Genomic DNA, 21,157 nt, shown 5'->3' on the forward strand with positions numbered 1-21,157 from the left:
AAAAGGTGATTTTGTTAATAATTCCAACCTTGTGGTAGGTCATTCAGCATCAGTTGAAGGATCTACTATTCAAAATAATGCTAATGCAGAAATTTCTTCAATAAATACACGTATTCAAACTAATAAGCTAAATAACTTTGGCTTAATTGATGGCGATACCACAGTGATTAAAGCCAATGATGTAAATAACATTGGTACGGCACGTATTTATGGAGGACACCTTGCAATTCAAGCAAACAATTTAAATAACCTTGAGAATGCTGACGGAACAGCGGCGACAATTGCTGCTCGTGAGAGACTTGATTTAGGTGTCGGTAATTTAGTAAACCGTAACCATTCACTTATTATGAGTTTAGGTAATATCTATATTGGTGGACAGTTAAATGAAAATAATCAAGCAACTGGTTATGCAAATAGCATTGATAACGGTAGTGCGACCATTGAAGCTTTAGGAAGTGGTTGGATTAAAACGCATCGTCTGCTAAACCACGATTTACATTTAAAGTTAGGACATAAATATACTAAAAATCATTTTGTTACTTATTCCCCGTTTGATAGCAGTGCGACTTATTATGGTAATGAAGGAGAAAAAGGTGAGGGCTATTTAGATCATGTTAATAATAGTCGTCATAATAGCAATCAATATTTTCGTTTCAATGATGGACGTAAAGCAGTGGCAGCTCAAAATTGGCTGAAACAAGATTACATTCGAACCACAGATACTAATACCATTGAACACCAAGACCCAGGTAAATTGCTTATCGGGCAATCTTTACATTTGGAAGGGGGGGAGTATACGAATAAACACTCCCGAATTGTGATTGGTGACACTTTATATTTAGCAGATAAAGCGATTAAGGAACCCGTTAGTACAGTAAGCCAAGGATTACTAAAACTTGATAATATTGATGTTGATGGTGAAATTCATCGTCGAGACATCGGTTTGAAAGAAGACATTAAAAAAGAAAGGCATCGTCATGGTTGGAGAGGTAAAAAAGTTTGGGCTGTGTATGGCCGAAATAAACAAAAAATTGACCGCCTCTTACCTGTCGAACCGTTTAAATTTGGGCTGGAACTTTTAAAAATAGGTGAGCCGGTGGAGTCTACTGGCGCAATTGTTGGGAATAAATCAGATTTCCAAGGCATTTCATTAGCGGAGAAAACACCTTTAAATACAGATTTAAATGTTCACCGCGTTAACCTGGAAGCAATCACGTCTGGAGTGATGAAAAATAAAGATAACCTTGATATCAAAACGCATTTACCAGATATTTCATTGCCACAGGCAAGCCTTTACAAAATTAACCCAGTGCTATCTAGTCAATACCTAGTGGAAACTGATCCACGTTTTATTCAGAAATCTAAATGGCTAAGTTCTGATTATATGTTTAAACAGATTCATAGCGATCCGAAAAATATTCTGAAGCGTTTGGGTGACGGTTTTTATGAACAGCGTTTAGTAAATGAGCAAATCAATCAACTCACGGGCAGACGTTTCCTTCAAGGTTACTTATCTGATTATGAACAGTATAAAGCCTTGATGGATAATGGTGCGCAATATGCGAAGAAACTTAATTTGATCCCTGGCGTGGCATTAACGGCTGAGCAGATGAAACAACTCACCTCAGATATGGTATGGATGGTAAAACGTGAAGTAACGTTAAAAGATGGTTCGAAAAAAGAAGTACTTGCACCACAGGTTTATGTAGTGAGCCGTAATGCAGATATTGATAGTCGAGGCGCAGTGATTTCAGCCAACGATGTAATTGTCAATATTCAAGGCGACATTCAAAACAGTGGAGTTATTTCGGGGCGTAATTTGACCCATTTGGCGGCAAATAATATAGAAAACCTAGGCGGAAAATTGCAAGGGCGTGAGCTTTACTTAAAAGCGAAAGAAACTCTTAATAATCTCGGTGGAGAACTCAATGCAGAAGAGCGTTTAGTGGCTCAAGCTAAAAACATTAATATAGAAAGCCGCACGAGTGAAACCGAGGATACTGGCAATTTTTACCGCAAATCCCTTGTTCAGCAAGCCTCAATTAATGTGGGTAGAAAAGATGCAGCTGATAAGGGGCAAAAAGGCACTGCTCTTTTAATGGCAACGGAAAATATCACAGTAAAAGGCGCTAACTTTAATATTAAAGGTGATGCGGCATTGCAAGCGGGTGATAAATTAAATCTTGACACGATTGAAACCCAAAACAAAGAACATTATGTCTCTAACGCTGATAATTATTACAAGCTTGATCAAAAACAAGAAGTTGGCAGTCAGTTAAATGTCACTGGAAATCTTGATGCTGTGGGTAAAAGTGCGGTTGAAATGCGAGGCGTTTCTGTAACCAGTAATGGCACTATGAATGTGATGTCTGAGGGGAATATTAATATCCAAGAAGCCCGTTATAAAGAGCAGCTTTCTAGTGGTTCAAAAAGTAAATCTAGAGGTTTAACAAGCTCAACGACAGAAGTTTATCGACATAAACACGATTATGACGTTGCGGAAGCCTCAAATTTAGATGCAGATAAGATTTATCTTCATTCAAGCAAAGGTAATGTCACTATTCAGGGCTCAAATGTAGCAGCTGGTAATGGTTTGACGGTGAAGGCTAAAAACATTGATATTCGCGAAGCTGAGAACCGAGTCTACTCTGATGATTATTACAGCAAGAAAAAATCAGGCATATTGGGAGGTGGTATTGGAGTAACCTTTGGTTCTCAAAAACAAACCACAGAAAGTGATCAGACTAAGCTTTATGCGAAAGGTAGCCAAGTAGGTAGCTTGAACGGTAATACTACGATGATTGCGGAAAACACTTATACTCAAACTGCGAGTAAGGTGAGTGCAATCAAAGACGGCGATGTGAATATTCTGGCGAAAAAAGTCGATATTAAAGCTGCAGATGACAAATATGAAACCAATACCAAACAAAAATTTGAGCAAAAAGGTTTAACTATTGCTATTAGCTCTCCTGTTATTTCTGCTATTCAAGCAGTACAAGGGGCTATCGAATCCACTAAACAAGTTGGCGATAGTAAACATGACCGAGTGAATACTATGTCGGCAGCTAATGCTGGCTTTGAGGCTTATCGTGCCTACCAATCTGGAAAAAAAGCTGTAACCGATGTCAAAGATTTTATGAATGGTGAAGGGGATGTCGACTCCTTGATCGGTGTACAAATCACTTATGGTCAACAGAAGAGCGAATCTCACTCTCATACTGAAGGAAAAACAGCCTATAAATCCCAAGTTAATGCTGGCGGCAAAGTAAATATTATGGCGACAGGTGCAGGAAAGGATTCCAATATTAATATTGAAGGTTCGGATATCTCAGGTAAGCAAGGCACGACATTGATTGCAGATAACCAAGTCAATATCAAAGCAATAGAAGAAAACCATCAAGAACGTAGTACCAATAAATCGAGTGGTTTTAATGCAGGGGTAGGCATTAAAGTGAGTAATGGTGCGGTTGCTGGGGCTACTTTAGGCGGTAATTACGGAAAAGGTTATGGCAATGGTGATGAAACCACTTATGTTGCAAGCCATGTAGGTGATAGTCAAAGTAAAACCGTGATTCAAGCCGGTGGTGATGCCAATATTATTGGTAGCCAAGTAAAAGGCAAACGAGTAGAACTTAATGCTGAAAACTTGAATATCGAAAGTTTGCAAGATAAATCTCGCTACTATGGTAAACAAATGAATGTAAATGGTAGTGTGACAGTGGGGTATGGCGCATCCGTTGGAGGCAATTTCAATAAATCAAAAATCAATGCCGACCACGCCAGCATCAATGAACAAGCTGGAATTTATGCTGGAGATGAAGGTTATGATATTAATGTTAATAAGCATACCGATCTTAAAGGTGCATTGATTACGTCTACCCAAAAGGCAGAAGCAGATGGTAAAAACCATTTTAGTACTGGCAGCATTACTCATTCAGATATTGAAAATCACTCAAATTATAGTGGCAGCAGTTTTGGTGTAAGTGGCAGTGTGTCAGCTAACTTTGAAACACCATTTGGCGAAAATGGTGCAGCTCAAAGTACAAAACAAGCCACGGATAAAGATGGTAACCTGCTTTATACCGATAAAAATGGCAACACAACTGTTAATTCTAAAGGAGTAAATGGACAAGAGAACACCAAGAAATTGGCTGAAGGCAAGGAATCTCTCCAATTCTCTTATGGCATGGGCTATGGTAAAGATTCCGATAGTCAATCCACCACAACAAAAAGTGGTATTAACACACAAAATATCATTATTAAAGATGAAGCTGAGCAATTAAAACGTACAGGTAAAACGGTACAAGAAGAGATTGCTGCGATAAAAACCGATATCACTACAGAGAGTGCACAAAGCCAAAGTGGTAAATTAGAGAATCGTTTTAATAAAGATGATGTTCAAAAAGAGCTTGATTTCCAACGTGAGGTGACAGAGAAATTTGGACCAAATGTCGCGGAAGCAGGAAGTTTGCTTGCTAATAAATTTGGTGAAGAAGCGAAAGCGAAACGTAATGAAGCCGCAATTGCGTTAGAAGAAGCAGAAAAAGCCAAGGCAGAAAACAACAACGAAACGAACCGCGCTTTAGTCAAACAAGCACGAGATAATTTTGAGACAGCGAGTCGCAAAGCTAAAGAATGGGAAACAGGTGGAAGTCAACGTCTTATCATTGATTCAGCATTAAATGTTATCAGCACCGCTTTAGCTGGCAGACCGGCAGCGGAAGTGGTGGCTTCAGGATTATCACCTGCGGTGAATAATCAAATTAAGAAAGCGACAACAGATGCAAAAGGTAATGTAAATACCGCTCTCAATTTGACTGCTCATGCACTTTGGGGCGCGGTAGAGGCTTATGCGGGCAATCGTAATGTTGCTGCGGGTGCGGCTGGTGCAGCAGGTGGAGAGGTTGCGGCTCATTTCTTAGCGTCAACACTTTATAATAAATCACCTGAAAAGCTGAGCGAAGAAGAAAAACGTACGGTATCTTCTTTAAGTCAAGTAGCAGCAGGTATTGCCGGTGGTAGTTTATCAGATAGCTCTGATGGGGCGATTATTGCGGCTAAGACGGCGAAGAATGCTGTGGAGAATAATTATTTATACAACGGAGAGGTAAACAGCCTCGTTAAAGAGTTAGCTAAAGCAGAGAAGGAAGGAAAAGATACTCGACCTATTTTTGAGAAATACGCGAAATTAAGTGAGAAAAATAGAAGAAAAATATTGAAGGATTGTGGTGATAATCCAGTTTGTTATATACCACATATTCAGATGATGCAATCGGGAGATGAAGCAGCATATGAAAACTCTAGTTATTTAAGGTTTGGATCCTATTTTAATAATTTAAGTAGAGAGACCCAGGTTAAATTGAGTGATTTTGTGGAATTGGAAAACGGTAAAACAAGAAACCAGTTACCAAAGAGCGTACACTATGCAACTCTTGCTTTAGGTGCTGCGGAAGCTGTGGGGTTAGGGGGGATAGCCTTAACTAAGTTGCCAAAAGGAGCCAATGCAAACGAAAAATTGCCGATTGTTGGGGAGACTAAGGGATATCGCACTACAAAAGTTAATTTAAATAACTTAGAAATTGAGATATCTAAGCAAAATAAGCATTTAGAAAACACAAATGAGTATAAAGTTTCTCTTTCTAATGGACAACAGAAAAGCATTATCACTGTAAGTTTAGATTCTTTAAAAGGTTATGTAGGAACTGGACAGCAGGTGGGAAAAACTGAAATTGGGCTTCCTGGTTCTAAAGAAAGGGTGAACTTCAATAAAAATATCGGTATTTATATCGATCCTGTTACAGGAAATCAAACCCCAACAACTATGGGGATTATTCATTATAGTAAAAATGGATATCATGTAGTTCCGGCTAAACCAAAGGAATAATAGTCTATGAATAATGACATTATAAGATTAAGAATTGTTACCCAAAATGCCTTGATAGGTAAAATTACCAAAGAGGTTAGAGGTGTTTATGTAAGAATCAATGAAAATTGTATAAGTATTTATATCGTTATTGATGGAGATATCTCTACCTATTGGAATGAAGAGATTTATGAAGTTGGTACAGATATTATTTCTAATTTTAGTGAGGATTATACTATTGATGAGAATTTAGTTAGGATTGATTACCCTAAATATTTATCTTTTGATAATTATATATGTGTATATAAGCGCCATGAAAAATATGAATAAGATTGGAACCTAAAAATTGGACCGAAGCTAATTTGCATAAGTCCATAGAGAAGTTTGCAGGAAAGAATCCTATCATTACAATGACAGACAAAGGAAAAAGAATATATGAAAATCCTACAACTAAAGTTCAAGTTGTTGAAGATATTAATGGGAAATATTTCCGTATATATGATCCAAGTATAAGAGGTAAGAGAAATTATTTAGATCTTAATGGAGTTGTTCCTAATAATAAAACTCTTGATAATGGAAAGAAAATAGGTAGAACTCAAAGTGAATACAATCAAGTTACTCATTTTAAAATTAAGGAGTAAATTATGAAGTTAATTTCTGTTCCACTTACTAGAGAGGCTATGCATCGACTTAATTATAACCAGTGTATACCTGGAGATCTTGAGGAATTAGAGTTAGATGATGATGTTTATAGAGAAATATGGAGTACTAATTTTTTTGATGTGATTAATAAGGAGTTAGATAAAAATATTGATGATTATGAAGATGAAAGTATTTGTGATAATAACCGATTAAATAGGTTGTTAAATATAATATCAAGGTATATACATATCCATACCTTTTTTCGTGAATTATATCGCTTGGTTAAACTTGCATTAAATTCTAATACCGGTATTTTTTTCTTTTTCTAATTAGTAAAATCTTCATCCTAGTGATGAGCGTAAGCAAAACATTGAAATGTATGCCAAGGTTTTATTCAATGGAGATGAGGATAAAGCTAAAGAATATCAAGAAGGTCTAGAGCTTGCAGAAGCTCAAGGGCAAATTGATAGTGTTAAAGAAACAGCAGATGCAGTTGTTAATTTAGATGATACCGTAGTGTCTTTATGGGAAGCAATTTCAAATCCAGAGAAAATCTATAATAATGTTGTGGTCTCGTTGAAAGATTGGGATGAGGCTTATACGCTTGCCCTTCAAGAGAACCCAAAACTTGCGGGTGAAATGCAAGGTTACCGCCAAGGTAAAATGAAAGGTGTTTCAACTGGAGGAGTAGTTCTAAGTGGTGCGGGATTGGGGATAGCTAAGTCTATTGCCAAATTAAAAAATGGCACGATTGATGTAGCTCATTCAGGTATTAATGTCGCGAAGATAAAACCTAAAACTTGTTCTTTCCGTGGTGACATGGAAGTAAAAACAGAGCAAGGTTATAAGCCGATAGCGTCTATTAAAGTCGGAGATAAGGTTTATGCGAAAAACGAACTGACAGGACAAATGACCTATCAGCGTGTACAAGCGCACTACAACAACCCGTATGATTTTACGGTATATGTAGAAGTGATTGATGAACAAGGCAAACACCAAACCATTGTTTCAAACAAAATTCATCCATTCTTTACCCAGGTAAATCAAGGTGAGCTAGTACCGAGTTCTGAGGGGCATCACTACAACGGAGAAATCCAAAACGCTCAGTGGGTAGATGCACAAAATCTGAAAGCGGGTTATAAACTGCTATCAGAACATAACCAATGGCAGACGGTAAAAAGTGTTAGCATCAAGGCTGAGAAGTTAAGTGCGTATAACTTGACAGTTGAAAATGACCATACTTACTTCATTAAAGGATCTAATAGTTATTCTGATGGGGTTTGGGTGCATAATGATTGTTGGCATGCTTTACCTGATGGAGCTAAGCGAGTAAAAGATATTGATGGATATCATGCTTATAAGTTTAAAAATCAGGATGGAAAAGAAATTACAGTGATCAAAAAAGACTTAAATCGTTTTGAAACAGTAAATCACAACGCAGGAACAGATCCTCATTTTAATAGACTATCTCAACGAATTGATGAGCAAACAGGACGTTATTTATCGACAGATAAACCTGTAGATCAATTTTATAATCGTTCTTATCTTCGCTCTGATACCATGAAGAAAATCTTTGAACAATACGAGGTTCTACCTAATGGTAATTACCGAGATAAGATTACTCGTGCGATAGTTAAAGGACCAATCGATATAGGACATGCTTATGGCTGGGAGCATAGACGGTTATCTCTTGCAGCTAAAGAGTTAAATTGGAGTCAAAAACAATTTAATGATTATGTAAATGCAAGACCTAATAAATTTAGGTTAGAAAATATGTCTGAAAATCGAAGTCATAGAAATGAGATGCCTGGTAAAGATGATATCTTAGATATAAAACAAGATATGAGAAATTTTATGAATGGAGGAAAATAAGATGGATTTTTCTAAATTTAATGACTTGGATTTGGAAGAAAAAATTGTAGAGAGTAATTTTAATAATGATCTTCAACTATTAAGAAAAATATTTTTAGAAAACAAATTGGCAGATATAAAAAAAATTACTAGTTTAGATAAATGGAACTATCTACATAGGATACTTTGCTATTCGGAACCTAAAGTAGAATTAATACAATTCTATATTGATAATGGCGTCGATGTTAATGCTCAAGATATATACGGAATGACTCCTTTGCATTATGCATTACGAAGTAAAAATGCTGAGGCGGCGATAGCGTTGCTCAAAGCAGGAGCAAATCCTAATTTACCGAACCAAGATGGTTTAATCCCTTTATCTATGATTGGATATATCCCAGAGAGATTGGATGTTTTAGAGCTTATGCTTCAAAAAGGGGCAAATGTTCATTACTTAGTCAATGAGGATGAAACCATTCTTGAAAGTTATAAACCTACAGCTAATGAGCCTCAATTAAAACCAATTTATGAATTAATGAAAAAGTATTCGTAGAATTTAATGTTTGAAAGTGCGGTCAATTTTAAAGAGTTTTAAAACTTCTTAAAATTGACCGCACTTTGATCTGCCCCCCAAAACCTGGACACCTAATTTGAAGTGTTTTTATATGAGATTTTTCGTGATCCCTATCACAATATCTTGTAAAACCACTTAAAAACGTTACCTATTTTCATTCAATCAATGATACAGTTGTATCCGTTTGACTTTTTGTCATTTTAACGATGAATAGGCGAAGGTTTGTTCATTAATCTCATCAACCCAATCATCAATCAGAGGGAAACAGTATGTTAATTGGTGTACCTAGAGAGCTGCTTGAGAATGAGAGCCGTGTGGCGGCAACGCCGAAAACGGTTCAGCAAATATTGAAATTGGGCTTTGACGTGATCGTGGAACACGATGCAGGTTTTAAAGCTAGTTTTGAAGATCAAGCATTTTTAGAGGCAGGCGCGAAGATCGGTACGTCGGCTGAAATTTGGCAATCGGATATTATCTTCAAAGTAAATGCACCGACAGATGAAGAAATCGCTCAAATGAAGGAAGGCGCAACGCTTGTGAGCTTTATTTGGCGTATGCAAAATCCTGAGTTAATGAAAAAACTCACCGCGAAGAAAATTAATGTGTTAGCAATGGATGCGGTGCCTCGTATTTCTCGTGCGCAAGCATTGGATGCGCTTTCTTCTATGGCGAATATTTCTGGTTATCGTGCTGTCATTGAAGCTGCGCATGAATTCGGCAGCTTCTTTACCGGGCAAATTACTGCTGCAGGTAAAGTTCCACCAGCAAAAGTGTTGGTGATTGGTGCGGGTGTGGCTGGTTTGGCGGCAATTGGTGCAGCAAATAGCCTTGGGGCGATTGTTCGTGCTTTTGACTCTCGTCCTGAAGTGAAAGAGCAAGTTCAAAGTATGGGCGCAAGCTTCTTAGAAATTGATTTTAAAGAAGAAGGCGGCAGTGGTGATGGTTATGCGAAAGTGATGTCGGAAGAATTTAACCGTCGTGCGATGGAGCTTTACGCAGAACAAGCTAAAGAAGTCGATATTATTATTACTACAGCAGCTATTCCGGGTAAACCAGCGCCTCGTTTAATCACCAAAGAAATGGTGGATTCAATGAAACCAGGTTCGGTGATTGTGGATTTAGCGGCTGCAACAGGCGGTAACTGTGAATATACGCAAGCAGGGAAAGTTGTTACAACTGAAAATCAAGTGAAAGTGATTGGTTATACCGATTTCCCAAGCCGTTTACCAACGCAATCTTCTCAACTTTATGGCACAAACTTAGTCAATTTATTAAAACTTTTGTGCAAAGAGAAAGATGGCAATATCAATATTGATTTTGAAGATGTGGTTCTTCGTGGTGTAACCGTTGTTCGTGATGGGGAAGAAATTCCCCCAGCACAAATTCAAGTGTCTGCACAACCAAAACAAGAAATCAAAGCTGCACCAGTGGCAGAGAAAAAAGAATCTAAACCAACAGATCCTCGTGTGAAATACGGTGTGATGGCAGGTGTTGGCGTGTTATTCCTTTGGTTAGCTTCTGTGGCGCCAGCTGCATTTTTATCACATTTCACTGTATTTGTTTTAGCTTGCGTGGTGGGTTATTACGTGGTTTGGAATGTTAGCCATGCACTTCATACACCATTAATGGCAGTAACAAATGCAATTTCAGGCATTATTATTGTAGGCGCGTTATTACAAATTCGTCAGCCAACAGGCAATCTATTTATCGATGCGTTAGCTTTTGTGGCTATTTTGGTGGCAAGCATCAATATTTTTGGTGGTTTCCGTGTCACACAACGTATGTTAGCAATGTTTAGAAAAGGTTAAGGAGCGCACAATGTCTGAAGGTTTAGTACAGGCTGCGTATATTTTAGCAGCATTACTTTTCATTATGAGCTTGGCAGGACTTTCTAAACATGAAACTGCTAAAGCGGGTTGTTGGTTCGGTATTGTTGGTATGACCATTGCTCTTATCGCAACCATTTTTGGCCCTCATTCTGAAGGAACATTTTGGATTATTATTGCAATGATCATCGGTGGTGCAATCGGTGTTCAACGTGCATTAAAAGTAGAAATGACTGAAATGCCAGAACTTGTGGCGATTCTTCACAGTTTCGTCGGTTTAGCGGCTGTACTCGTCGGCTTTAATAGCTATGGTTTACACCATGAGGCGTTAATGCCAGAAGGATTAGATGCAGCAGCACAAGCCGCATTTGTAGCAGAGCAAGCAGTATTAACGAATATTCATAATGTTGAAGTATTTTTAGGTATTTTTATCGGTGCAGTAACTTTCACTGGTTCAGTTGTCGCATTTGGTAAATTGAGCGGAAAAATTAATTCAAAAGCATTAATGTTGCCACATCGCCATAAATTAAATTTAGCCGCACTTGTGGTATCTGCATTATTGATGGTTGCATTCTTGAATAATCCAGAAAGCATTTTCCCTGTGTTATTAATGACAGCGATTGCGCTTGCATTCGGCTGGCACTTAGTGGCTTCAATCGGTGGGGCAGATATGCCAGTTGTGGTATCAATGCTTAATTCATATTCTGGTTGGGCAGCGGCGGCGGCAGGTTTTATGTTGAATAATGACTTGCTCATCGTAACAGGTGCGCTTGTTGGTTCTTCTGGTGCAATTCTTTCTTACATTATGTGTAAAGCAATGAACCGTTCATTTGTGAGCGTAATTGCAGGTGGTTTTGGTAATGATGTTCAAGTTTCTTCAAGCGAAGAACAAGGCGAACACCGTGAAACTACAGCAGAAGAAGTGGCTGAATTGTTGAAAAATGCAAGTTCTGTGATTATCACTCCAGGATATGGTATGGCTGTGGCACAAGCACAATATCCAGTTGCTGATATTACGGCAAAATTGCGTGAACGTGGTGTGAACGTTCGTTTTGGTATTCACCCTGTTGCAGGACGTTTACCTGGCCACATGAACGTGCTTTTAGCCGAAGCGAAAGTGCCTTATGATGTCGTACTTGAAATGGATGAAATCAATGATGATTTCGCTGATACTGATGTAGTATTGGTTATAGGTGCGAACGATACGGTAAACCCAGCTGCGATGGAAGATCCAAATAGCCCAATCGCGGGAATGCCTGTATTGGAAGTATGGAAAGCGCAAAATGTGATTGTTTTCAAACGTTCAATGGCTGTGGGTTATGCTGGCGTACAAAACCCATTATTCTTCAAAGAGAATACGCAAATGCTCTTTGGTGATGCAAAAGATCGCGTTGAAGATATCTTAAAAGCATTATAAAAATACATCTAAAAATAACCGCACTTGGGGTTGCCTAAGTGCGGTTTATTTTTAGGTATTTTATTGTCCCATGTTTTTCACTGATTTTAGGAAACCTTGGGCACTATCAAACACAGAAGATTTTCCCTGTGCCAGTAAAATCATATCGGACATTTCACGGAATGCGCCTTTTCCTCCATTAGTGGAAAGTACATGATCAACAGCATTCTTCACATAAATAGGGGCATCAGCCACAGCAAAAGAAGTTCCACACACTGTAAAGGCGGGTAGATCTACGCTATCATCACCAATATAAGCGGTTTGCTCGGCAGTGACGCCTGCTTGTTTCATAAGATCAAAACAAGCCGTTTCTTTTTCAAGTTTGCCAAGAAAGAATAATTTAATACCAAGATCGGCAATACGACGACGTAAAATAGGAGAGTCTCGACCAGAAAGCACTGCTACTTGAATACCTGCATCCATCAGCATTTTTATGCCTAAACCATCTCGCACATGAAAACTTTTAATCGCTTCACCATTAGCATCATAATGGAGTTGTCCATCGGTGAGCACGCCATCCACATCAGTAATAACAAATTTAATATTTTCTAATTTTTGTTGCATTGGGATTCCTTAGCTTGAAAATTCCACTAAACCCACCACGTGATTTTCATCATTAACAACAACTAGCGAGTGAATTTTTTTCGCTTTCATAAAGTCTTCTGCTTTTGCTAGGAATTCATCTTGGTGAATTGTCTTAGGTGAGTTTGTCATAAAATCTTGTGCAGTTTTATTTAAGGTATCAGCGCCATTTGTCGTTAATGCTCGACGAATATCGCCATCCGTAATAATGCCTTTTAATTGATTATTCTCCATGACTAATGCAACGCCCATTCGGCCTTCATTCATTATAGTTAAGCAATCAGTGAAATTGGTTTCCGGTTTGATAATTGGTAAACGAGTTTGCATTTGATCTTTTACTTTACAGAGTAAACGGCGACCAAGACTACCACCTGGATGGAATTTAGCAAAGTCAGCGGGTTGGAAATTGCGTGCCGTAATGAGCGATACAGCGAGTGCATCGCCAAGTGCTAGCGTTACAAGTGCGGATGTTGTTGGCGCGAGATTATTCGGACACACCTCTCGCTCAACAGTAATGTCTAAAACATAATCTGCATGACGTGCGAGCGTGGAATTTTTGTTACTCGTCACGGCAATAATTTTATTACCAAAATTTTTTAAACTTGGAATCAGTTTATTGACATCATCGGTTTCACCGCTATAGGAAATTAACATCACGATATCAATTGGTTTCAACATACCTAAATCGCCGTGAAAGGCTTCTGTCGGATGTAAAAAGAAACTTGGTGTACCCGTAGAGGCAAAGGTAGCCACCATTTTTTTGCCGATTAAACCGGATTTGCCTATCCCGCCGATGACTAATCGTCCTTCGCAAGCAAGGATTAAATCGACAACTTGATTAAAATCTTCACCTAAACGTTGGCTGAGTTGTAAAAGTGCGTTACTTTCCACTGAAAGGGAATCCTGGGCGATTTTTAGATAGTTCATTCTTCTTCCTAAAAGAGCGGTTGAAATTGGCGTTATTTTAGCGGAATCATAAAAAAATACGAATGAAAAATTCGATGCAAGCTAGGCATTATTGTTTATAAGATTGACGCGTAATATCTAAAAATTGGGGATTTTATTGACCTCACTAATGATTGCCCCTATACTACGCGCCGAGTTGGTTAGACAATCGCTGGTTTATTGAAGCCCTTAACCGTATTTATACGACCTAGTGGGACAAGTAAACGAGAGGAAAGTCCGAGCTACACAGGGCAGAGTGCCGGATAACGTCCGGGCGGCGTGAGCCGACGACCAGTGCAACAGAGAGCAGACCGCCGTGTAAACGGTAAGGGTGAAAGGGTGCGGTAAGAGCGCACCGTGCCTCCGGTAACGGTTGGCAGCAGGGTAAACTCCACTCGTAGCAAGACCAAATAGGAATCCAATGAGTGGCCCGCTCAGGATTCGGGTAGGTTGCTTGAGCGGCAGAGTAATTTGTCGCCTAGAGGAATGATTGTCCACGACAGAACTCGGCTTATCGACCAACTCAATTTTTCTAATTATTTATCCAAGCATTCTTATCAAGAATTTTTCCAAAATGACTTTCAACTAAACGACGAGTAATTTCAGTTTGTGGTGCGCTAAATAATGTTCTTGGTGGCCCATATTCAATCATTTTTCCCTCATCCATCACAATAACTTGATCGGCAATATGTTTAATCATGCCAAGATCTTGTCCAACATAAATATAGGAAATACCAAGCCGTTGTTGTAAATCTAATGTTAAGTTGAGTAGTTGTATGCGTACGGAAGCATCAAGATTACCCAGTGCATCATCAATAATGATAATTTCAGGTGATAGAATAAGAGCTCGAGCTAATGCAATTCGTTGTTTCTGGCTTACAGAAAGGTGTTTGATTTTTAAATTGGTGTAATCAGGATAAAGTCCAACAAGTAAAAGTGTATCAAAGATTTTTTGATTACGGTGCGACTCATCCCAATTAGTAGCCAGACGTAAAGGGGTATCAAGTATCTCACCAATATTTAATCGTGGATTGAAAGCTGAATTAGCATCTTGGAAGAGCATGCGAATATGCTGGGCTCGATATTGGATATCATCATGTTGTAATTCATGATGATTAAATATAATACGACCTGAAGAGGGTGGAATTATACCCGCGATCATTTTGACCAATGTGGATTTTCCCGAGCCATTTTTCCCAATAATAGCGATTGTTTGCTGGCGTTCAAGAGAAAAACTTATATTTTCTACTGCATTAAAATAGCTGGTACCAAATAAGCGTTTTCGACCTTTGAAGGTTTTAGTTAAATCTTCTACTTTTAATAACGGCATTATTCATTTCCTTTACGATGGAGCGTTAATGGTGTAGTAGTGGTTTTTTCTTTAAAATTTTTCTCGCGAAGATTAACGGGGTAATGGCAAGAAAATTCATGTTGCTTAATTTTGGTCTTGTTCGGCTTTTCGATACATTTCTTTTGTGCGAAAGGACAACGTGGTCCAAGGCGACAACCTATGGGCATTTGTTCTAGAATTGGTACTGTTCCTTCTAATGTACCTAATTTAGTTTTAAATCCTAAAGGCTGAGTAAAATCCGGGATCGCATTGATTAATGATTGAGTGTAGGGGTGGTGTGGCGATGCTAATAATATTTCTGTTGGGGCAGATTCAGCATTTTGTCCACAATAAAGAACAGAAATGTGATCACACCATTCACTGATGCTTTTAATATCGTTACTTGCAAGTAAAATAGTCGTACCTTGGTTTTTGTTCATGCTAGAAAGTAATCGAAAAACTTGTAGCGCAGTCGTAGATTCTAGCGTATTCGTAGGTTCATCTGCAATGAGTAGACGAGGTTGGTTTGCTACGGCAATAGCAATCATTACTTTCTGACCTTCACCTTCAGTAAGTTCGCTTGGATAGCTGGACATAATATCATGGTGATCTTTAATACCAACACGGTGTAATAATTCAATAGCACGGCGTTTTTTCCATCCGAACCATTGCCACCATTTTCCCTTAAATGTCCAATTAGGAATATTTTGGATAAGCTGCTTACCGACTTTTCGACTTGGTTCAAGGCAAGAAAGAGGATCTTGGAAAATCATAGATATTTCTTTACCAACAAGTTTACGACGTTGATTTGGATTAAGCTTTAGTAATTCTACATCGTCAAATCGGAAACGATCTGCGGTGATAATCCAGTTTTCTTTGACCGCATTACAAATAACTTTAGCGATTAAACTTTTACCAGAACCTGATTCACCTACAAGTCCACCGATTTCTCCTTCATTGAGTGATAAATTAATACCGTCCACAATTTTAATGCGACCGTTTGGTGTTTTTATTTCAATATTTAAGTTGCGAATATCTAATAGTGCCATAAGTTATTCATAATATTGATTAATGGCTTTAATTAAGCCGTTACTAAAAATAATACTGAGTAAAATGGTGAAAATAATAGCAAAACCAGGTAAAAGTACTGTCCATGGCGCAAGATAGAGTAGCTCAAGTGAATCTTTGATCATCGCTCCCCATTCTGGTGTAGGACGTTGAGCGCCAAGAGATATAAAACTTAGTGCGCTGATATCTAGTACTGCAACAATAAAAGCCCGTGAGATTTCTTGAATATACACAACTGTGATATTAGGCAAAATGGTGGTTTTTAATAATGTCCAGTTAGAAATCCCTTCAAGTTTGAGCATGATGACATAATCTTTTTTTAATTCTTCTTGAATTGCGCGATAAATAGCATGGATAAAATAAGGTAAAATTGCGAATAGCGTTGCAAACATAGCATTCCATAAACTAGGCTCCATTAATGTGGAAATGATGATTGCAATAAGTAAAATAGGTAAAGATAAAAAAGCATCGAAAATATGTCCCACAAAACGTGCCTTTATCCCTTTTAACATACCAGCAATAATGCCAAGGGCTCCCCCAATGAGTGCGGTGGCAATGAGTACTAATAAGGAAGAGCCCAGGGTATAGCGAGTACCCATAATTAAGCGACTTAAAATATCTCGTCCTAGATCATCTGTGCCAAAGAAAAAAGCTATTTGTCCTTTATCAACCCAAGATGGTGGCATTAATTCTTGCCCAACAAACTGTGTGTTATCAGAATAAGGCGCTATCCAACTGCTGAAAAGTGCGGTCAGAGTTAACAACGCTAATAAATAAAAGCTGAACAACGCAATGGTATTTTTGCGAAATAGTAGCCAAATTTGGAATATTGAGGTATTTTCTCGAAATTCTTCAGGTTCTTTATCTTGCATACCAACCTTTCTTTTTAAATGGATCGAGTATAAAAGTGATACTTTTAATTAAGGTATCAATTAAAATAATACATATACCAATAACTATAACGCCTGCTGCAATACTGTTATAGTCTTGTTCAGCTACAGCATTAATAAGCCAACGACCAATACCAGGCCAACCAAGTGCTGTTTCGACTAACATACATTGCGTTAGCACAAGTGTAAATACACGTGGCACTTGGGGTATCAATAATGGAAGGGTATTACGAAAAACATATTGATGTAAAATTTTCCATTTTGACCAACCTCGTGTTGTTGCTACTTTAGCAAAGTTTTGACAAAGAATGTATTCAGCCCGTTGTTGAATAAGACGAATAATTTCCATTGTAGGCAAAATACATAAAACAAGCGTAGGCAATGCTAGATGTTGTAAGACGTTTTGTATAATCTTAGTGCGATATGGCTCATTAACGAACCAAACATCAATAACTGGAAAGCCTGTAATCGGTATGATTTCATAGAGTAAATTATATTGTCCTATAGCGGCAATCTCCCAATGATTGATGGAGGCGGTATAAAGTAAAAGAGGTGCAAGCCAAAATATAGGAATGGATAAACCTAAATAGGATAAACTTTGTAAACTTTTAGCAAAAATTTGTTGAGAACTGACTGCTCTGATGATACCGAGAGGTAAGCCAAAGATAAAAGCTAATAAAAGTGCAGTAAAGCAAAGCTCTAGAGTAGGAGGTAATACAGTCAAAATTAAATCAATTAAGGATTTTCCTCCGTTATAAGTGATGCCAAAATCACCCTGTAACAATGTTTTTAAATAGACGTAATAAGCGTTATAGATATTTTGTGTGACAAGATCAGCATTGAGTGGATCACGCAATAAGATCATAAAACTGATTAAGGATAATACTAATAATAATATGATTACCCAGATAATATGACGAATAGCAGACCACAACATTAAGGTTTCTCCTTACTTAAATGTAAAGTCGAAAAATTTAGGCTACCAAAAGGAGTCATTTCAACACCTTTTACACGAGTATTGGCAACTAAGATGCGTTTTACATTCGCAATGGGAATAATGGGTAATTCATGTAATACGAGATTTTGAGCATCGTTATAAAAACGAACACGTTCTGCTAAGTGTGTTGTTGCAATAGCACTATCCATTAAATGATTAAAATCCTGATTACACCAATTAGATAAGTTAGTTACTTCATTTTGTGTATTACAACTTAAAATTGGTCGCATAAAACCATCAGGATCAAGATTCCCTGCTAACCATCCTGTAAGAATTAAATCATAATTTTCTGTTTTATTACGAAGTTGTTCACTTAAAAAAGTACGTGTCACTGCTCGAACGTTAATTTCAACTCCGGTTTGTGCTAAATCCCATTTTATCATTTCAGCCATTTTAAACGGTGCGGGGTTATATACTTGTTCTTCATTAATGACCCATAAATTAAGTGAAAGATGTTTATTTTTTAAGACTTTTTGAGCAATTTTGGGATTATAATCAAACTCAAATTCTGGGCTATTCACATTTGATGCCCAAGAAACCTCAGGAATAATATTATTCGCAACAGTTGCTGTATTATGATAAATATTGTGAATAATACGCGCCCGATTTAAACTTTGCGAGATAGCTTCCCGAATAGTACGATCCTGCATGATCGGCTTATCAAAATTAAATGCTAAATATGCCAAGTTCATTCCATCAGTAGATTGCATATAATAGTGTTTGTCATCGCTTTTTAATAAACCAATTTGGCTAACATCAGGATAAGAAGCAATTTGGCATTCGTTGTTAAAAAATTTAACTAAACGACCATTTCGGTCAGTAGAAAGATCAACAACAATATTTTTGATTTTCGCTTCTTTTTTCCAGTAATTTTCATTACGCACTAAGCGGACATGTTGGTTATATACATAGTCTTTCACTTGATAGGGCCCCGTACCAACAGGGTGGGTATCTAATTGGGCAAGATTATCATCGGCACTGAGTTGATACGCATATTCTTGTGAGAAAATAATTGCATATTGACTAGCAAGATGTGACAAAATAGATGAGTCTTGTGTAAATAACTCAATTTTGACTTGGTAAGGTGAAAGAGCGGTAACGGATTTAATTTTTTCGTTTAGCTTTATACTTTCAAAATATGGGAAATGTACCTTCTTAGCTTGTTCATGAAATACACGATACTGTGGATTTTTATACGTAATAAGGTTTTCGCTTAATTGTGGCAAATAAGTTGTATGACCAAGTACCCGATTAATAGAAAATACTACATCTTCTGCATTAAAATCGCGTGTTGGGGTAAACCATGGCGTTTGGTGAAATTTAACACCACGACGCAAATTGATTAATATTTCTTTTCCATCAGGTGAAATAGTATAAGACTGAGCAAGAACAGGCGTAACATTCGCGCTATGGTTTTTTATTTCAAAAAGTTTATTATAAATTTGCTCTGTGACGACATTCATACTCGTGCCTGCATCCGCAGTTTGCGGATTAAAAGAAAATCCAGAGGCATTAGTACAATAAGTTAGTCCGTTTTCTGTTAGGTGTTCTGGTACGCGCGGAGCAGCTTGAAGTCCGGAGTTCAAGCCAATACCAAATAGAAAACAGAAAAACGTAAGATTTTTGCGTAACATAACAAATGCATTGTGATAAATTATGTACCAAATTGTAAGGCATATTAGTAAAAATGGCTAGGATATTGAATGTTTAATAGGGTTCAAAACGAAATCAATCAAATTATTAATCGTGGTTTTGACCGCACTTTGCGCTTGGCGGTAACAGGGTTAAGTCGGAGTGGAAAAACGGCGTTTATTACAAGTTTAATCAATCAACTTCTCTCCATTAATCAAAATTCATCACAGCATTTGCCCTTGTTCGAAGCCGCTAGAAATGGGGCAATCTTGGCGGTTAAACGAGTATCTCAACAAGATCTCAGCGTGCCACGTTTTGATTATGAAAGTAATTTAAATGATTTGTCACAAAATCCGCCGCAATGGTTTCAATCTACTCGGGGTGTGAGTGAAACACGTTTAGCAATTCGTTTTCAACGTCAATCTGGCTTGCTACGTCATTTGAAAGAACGCGGCACGCTTTATTTAGATATTTTTGATTATCCAGGGGAGTGGCTGCTCGATTTACCGTTGTTAAATCTAGATTTTCAACAATGGTCACAAGAACAAATCAAGGTCACCACTGGCGTTCGTGAAGAATTGGCGCAGAATTGGCTTGCTATGTTGCAGGATTTGGATTTAAGTGCGGTCGCAAATGAAGATGTTTTAGCTAAGATAGCGAAAAGTTATACGGATTATTTACACCAATGTAAGTCGCAAGCCATGCAATTTATTCAGCCAGGACGATTTGTATTGCCGAGTGATTTAGAGGGGGCGCCCGCATTACAATTTTTTCCATTAATTCATCTTTCGGAAGAACAGTGGCAAACCTTGAAAAAAACTGCCAAATCGAATAGCTATTTTACCGTGCTGACAACACGTTATAATTATTATCGCAATAAAATTGTGAAAGGTTTTTACGAAAATTATTTTTCTACCTTTGATCGCCAAGTGATTTTGGCGGATTGTTTAACGCCTTTAAATCACAGTCAGCAAGCCTTTTTAGATATGCAAATGGGTTTAAACCAGTTATTTAATAATTTCCATTATGGCAGCAGAAATTTTCTTCATCGTTTGTTTTCTCCGCGAATTGATCGATTAATGTTTGTTGCGACGAAGGCGGATCATATTACTCGTGATCAAATTCCTAATTTAGTGAGTTTAATGCGCCAAATTGTGCAAGAGGGGGGGCGCCATGTGGAATTTGAAGGAATCGATACAGAATATACCGCCATTGCGGCTGTTCGTACCACAAAGCAAGTGATTGTGAATCAGCAAGGAAAAGAAATAAAAGCAATTCAAGGGATTCGTTCTATTGATAAACAGCCGATTACGCTTTATCCAGGCACTGTACCGAGCAAATTACCAAGAGCAGAATTCTGGCAAAAACAACCGCACTTTGATTTCGATAGTTTTGAACCTCAGCCTTTGGAACAAGGCGAAACGATTCCTCATTTGAGAATGGATGCAGTTTTACAATTTTTATTAAGTGATCGATTTGAATAAAAAAGTGCGGAAAATTT

At 37.8% G+C, this 21,157-nt stretch carries 15 protein-coding genes, 1 other RNA gene and 2 pseudogenes; 11 read left to right on the top strand and 7 right to left on the bottom strand.

What is annotated here, in order from left to right:
- The 9 genes and pseudogenes from KKW16_RS09055 to pntB all read left to right on the top strand — a co-directional run.
- Positions 1–5,089: pseudogene (locus KKW16_RS09055) on the top strand (hemagglutinin repeat-containing protein); the annotation flags it as partial.
- Positions 5,078–5,884 carry a polymorphic toxin type 50 domain-containing protein gene (locus KKW16_RS09075; protein ID WP_502793451.1) on the top strand — a complete coding sequence of 269 codons (807 nt, stop codon included), beginning with the start codon at positions 5,078–5,080 and terminating at the stop codon, positions 5,882–5,884. The pseudogene KKW16_RS09055 and the gene KKW16_RS09075, both read left to right, overlap by 12 nt.
- Before the next feature lie 6 nt (positions 5,885–5,890).
- The gene (locus tag KKW16_RS00010) at positions 5,891–6,193 is read left to right on the top strand and encodes a MafI2 family immunity protein (RefSeq protein ID WP_048953334.1); all 303 of its coding nucleotides are present in this window, start codon (positions 5,891–5,893) and stop codon (positions 6,191–6,193) included.
- Between the two features lie 2 nt (positions 6,194–6,195).
- Positions 6,196–6,504: a hypothetical protein gene (locus tag KKW16_RS00015; protein ID WP_111407447.1), complete on the top strand. Its 309-nt coding sequence runs from the start codon at positions 6,196–6,198 to the stop codon at positions 6,502–6,504.
- Between the two features lie 3 nt (positions 6,505–6,507).
- Positions 6,508–6,834, top strand: coding sequence for a hypothetical protein (locus tag KKW16_RS00020; RefSeq protein ID WP_048953336.1), 327 nt, complete (start codon positions 6,508–6,510; stop codon positions 6,832–6,834).
- Positions 6,835–6,841: 7 nt separating this feature from the next.
- Positions 6,842–8,377, top strand: a pseudogene (locus tag KKW16_RS00025) (polymorphic toxin-type HINT domain-containing protein); the annotation flags it as partial.
- Position 8,378: 1 nt separating this feature from the next.
- The gene (locus KKW16_RS00030) at positions 8,379–8,909 is read left to right on the top strand and encodes an ankyrin repeat domain-containing protein (protein ID WP_111407446.1); all 531 of its coding nucleotides are present in this window, start codon (positions 8,379–8,381) and stop codon (positions 8,907–8,909) included.
- 290 nt (positions 8,910–9,199) lie between these two features.
- Positions 9,200–10,738, top strand: a complete 1,539-nt coding sequence (gene pntA / locus KKW16_RS00035) for a Re/Si-specific NAD(P)(+) transhydrogenase subunit alpha (protein WP_111407445.1) — start codon at positions 9,200–9,202, stop codon at positions 10,736–10,738.
- 10 nt (positions 10,739–10,748) lie between these two features.
- The gene (gene pntB / locus KKW16_RS00040) at positions 10,749–12,173 is read left to right on the top strand and encodes a Re/Si-specific NAD(P)(+) transhydrogenase subunit beta (protein ID WP_005637794.1); all 1,425 of its coding nucleotides are present in this window, start codon (positions 10,749–10,751) and stop codon (positions 12,171–12,173) included.
- A gap of 60 nt (positions 12,174–12,233) precedes the next feature.
- Here pntB and KKW16_RS00045 read toward each other — a convergent pair whose 3' ends face one another.
- Both KKW16_RS00045 and KKW16_RS00050 read right to left on the bottom strand, forming a co-directional pair.
- Complete coding sequence (locus KKW16_RS00045) at positions 12,234–12,776, bottom strand: KdsC family phosphatase (RefSeq protein ID WP_111407444.1); 543 nt, start codon at positions 12,774–12,776, stop codon at positions 12,234–12,236.
- A gap of 9 nt (positions 12,777–12,785) precedes the next feature.
- Complete coding sequence (locus KKW16_RS00050) at positions 12,786–13,721, bottom strand: KpsF/GutQ family sugar isomerase (RefSeq protein ID WP_111407443.1); 936 nt, start codon at positions 13,719–13,721, stop codon at positions 12,786–12,788.
- A gap of 171 nt (positions 13,722–13,892) precedes the next feature.
- Here KKW16_RS00050 and rnpB point away from each other — a divergent pair.
- Positions 13,893–14,269, top strand: an RNA gene (gene rnpB, locus KKW16_RS00055) — RNase P RNA component class A.
- Positions 14,270–14,271: 2 nt separating this feature from the next.
- Here rnpB and KKW16_RS00060 read toward each other — a convergent pair.
- Genes KKW16_RS00060 through KKW16_RS00080 form a run of 5 tightly spaced genes read right to left on the bottom strand, consistent with a single transcriptional unit; the run spans position 14,272 to position 19,658 of the window.
- Entirely contained in the window at positions 14,272–15,069 is a 798-nt protein-coding gene (locus tag KKW16_RS00060; RefSeq protein ID WP_111407442.1) for a peptide ABC transporter ATP-binding protein, read from the bottom strand.
- The gene (locus tag KKW16_RS00065; RefSeq protein WP_048953252.1) at positions 15,069–16,118 is read right to left on the bottom strand and encodes a peptide ABC transporter ATP-binding protein; all 1,050 of its coding nucleotides are present in this window, start codon (positions 16,116–16,118) and stop codon (positions 15,069–15,071) included. Before KKW16_RS00065 ends, KKW16_RS00060 begins: the two co-directional genes overlap by 1 nt.
- A gap of 3 nt (positions 16,119–16,121) precedes the next feature.
- Positions 16,122–17,009, bottom strand: coding sequence for an ABC transporter permease subunit (locus KKW16_RS00070; protein ID WP_065264852.1), 888 nt, complete (start codon positions 17,007–17,009; stop codon positions 16,122–16,124).
- Entirely contained in the window at positions 16,999–17,964 is a 966-nt protein-coding gene (locus KKW16_RS00075; protein ID WP_065264851.1) for an ABC transporter permease, read from the bottom strand. The genes KKW16_RS00070 and KKW16_RS00075 overlap by 11 nt, the downstream gene beginning before the upstream one ends.
- The gene (locus tag KKW16_RS00080) at positions 17,964–19,658 is read right to left on the bottom strand and encodes an ABC transporter substrate-binding protein (RefSeq protein ID WP_215767729.1); all 1,695 of its coding nucleotides are present in this window, start codon (positions 19,656–19,658) and stop codon (positions 17,964–17,966) included. Before KKW16_RS00080 ends, KKW16_RS00075 begins: the two co-directional genes overlap by 1 nt.
- A 69-nt stretch (positions 19,659–19,727) precedes the next feature.
- Between KKW16_RS00080 and KKW16_RS00085 the strand changes: the two genes are divergently transcribed.
- Positions 19,728–21,140: a YcjX family GTP-binding protein gene (locus tag KKW16_RS00085; protein WP_215767730.1), complete on the top strand. Its 1,413-nt coding sequence runs from the start codon at positions 19,728–19,730 to the stop codon at positions 21,138–21,140.
- Positions 21,141–21,157: the final 17 nt, after the last annotated feature.

The organism is Haemophilus sp. SZY H8, assembly GCF_018829755.1.
GTDB classification, from domain to species: Bacteria; Pseudomonadota; Gammaproteobacteria; order Enterobacterales; family Pasteurellaceae; genus Haemophilus; species Haemophilus haemolyticus_K.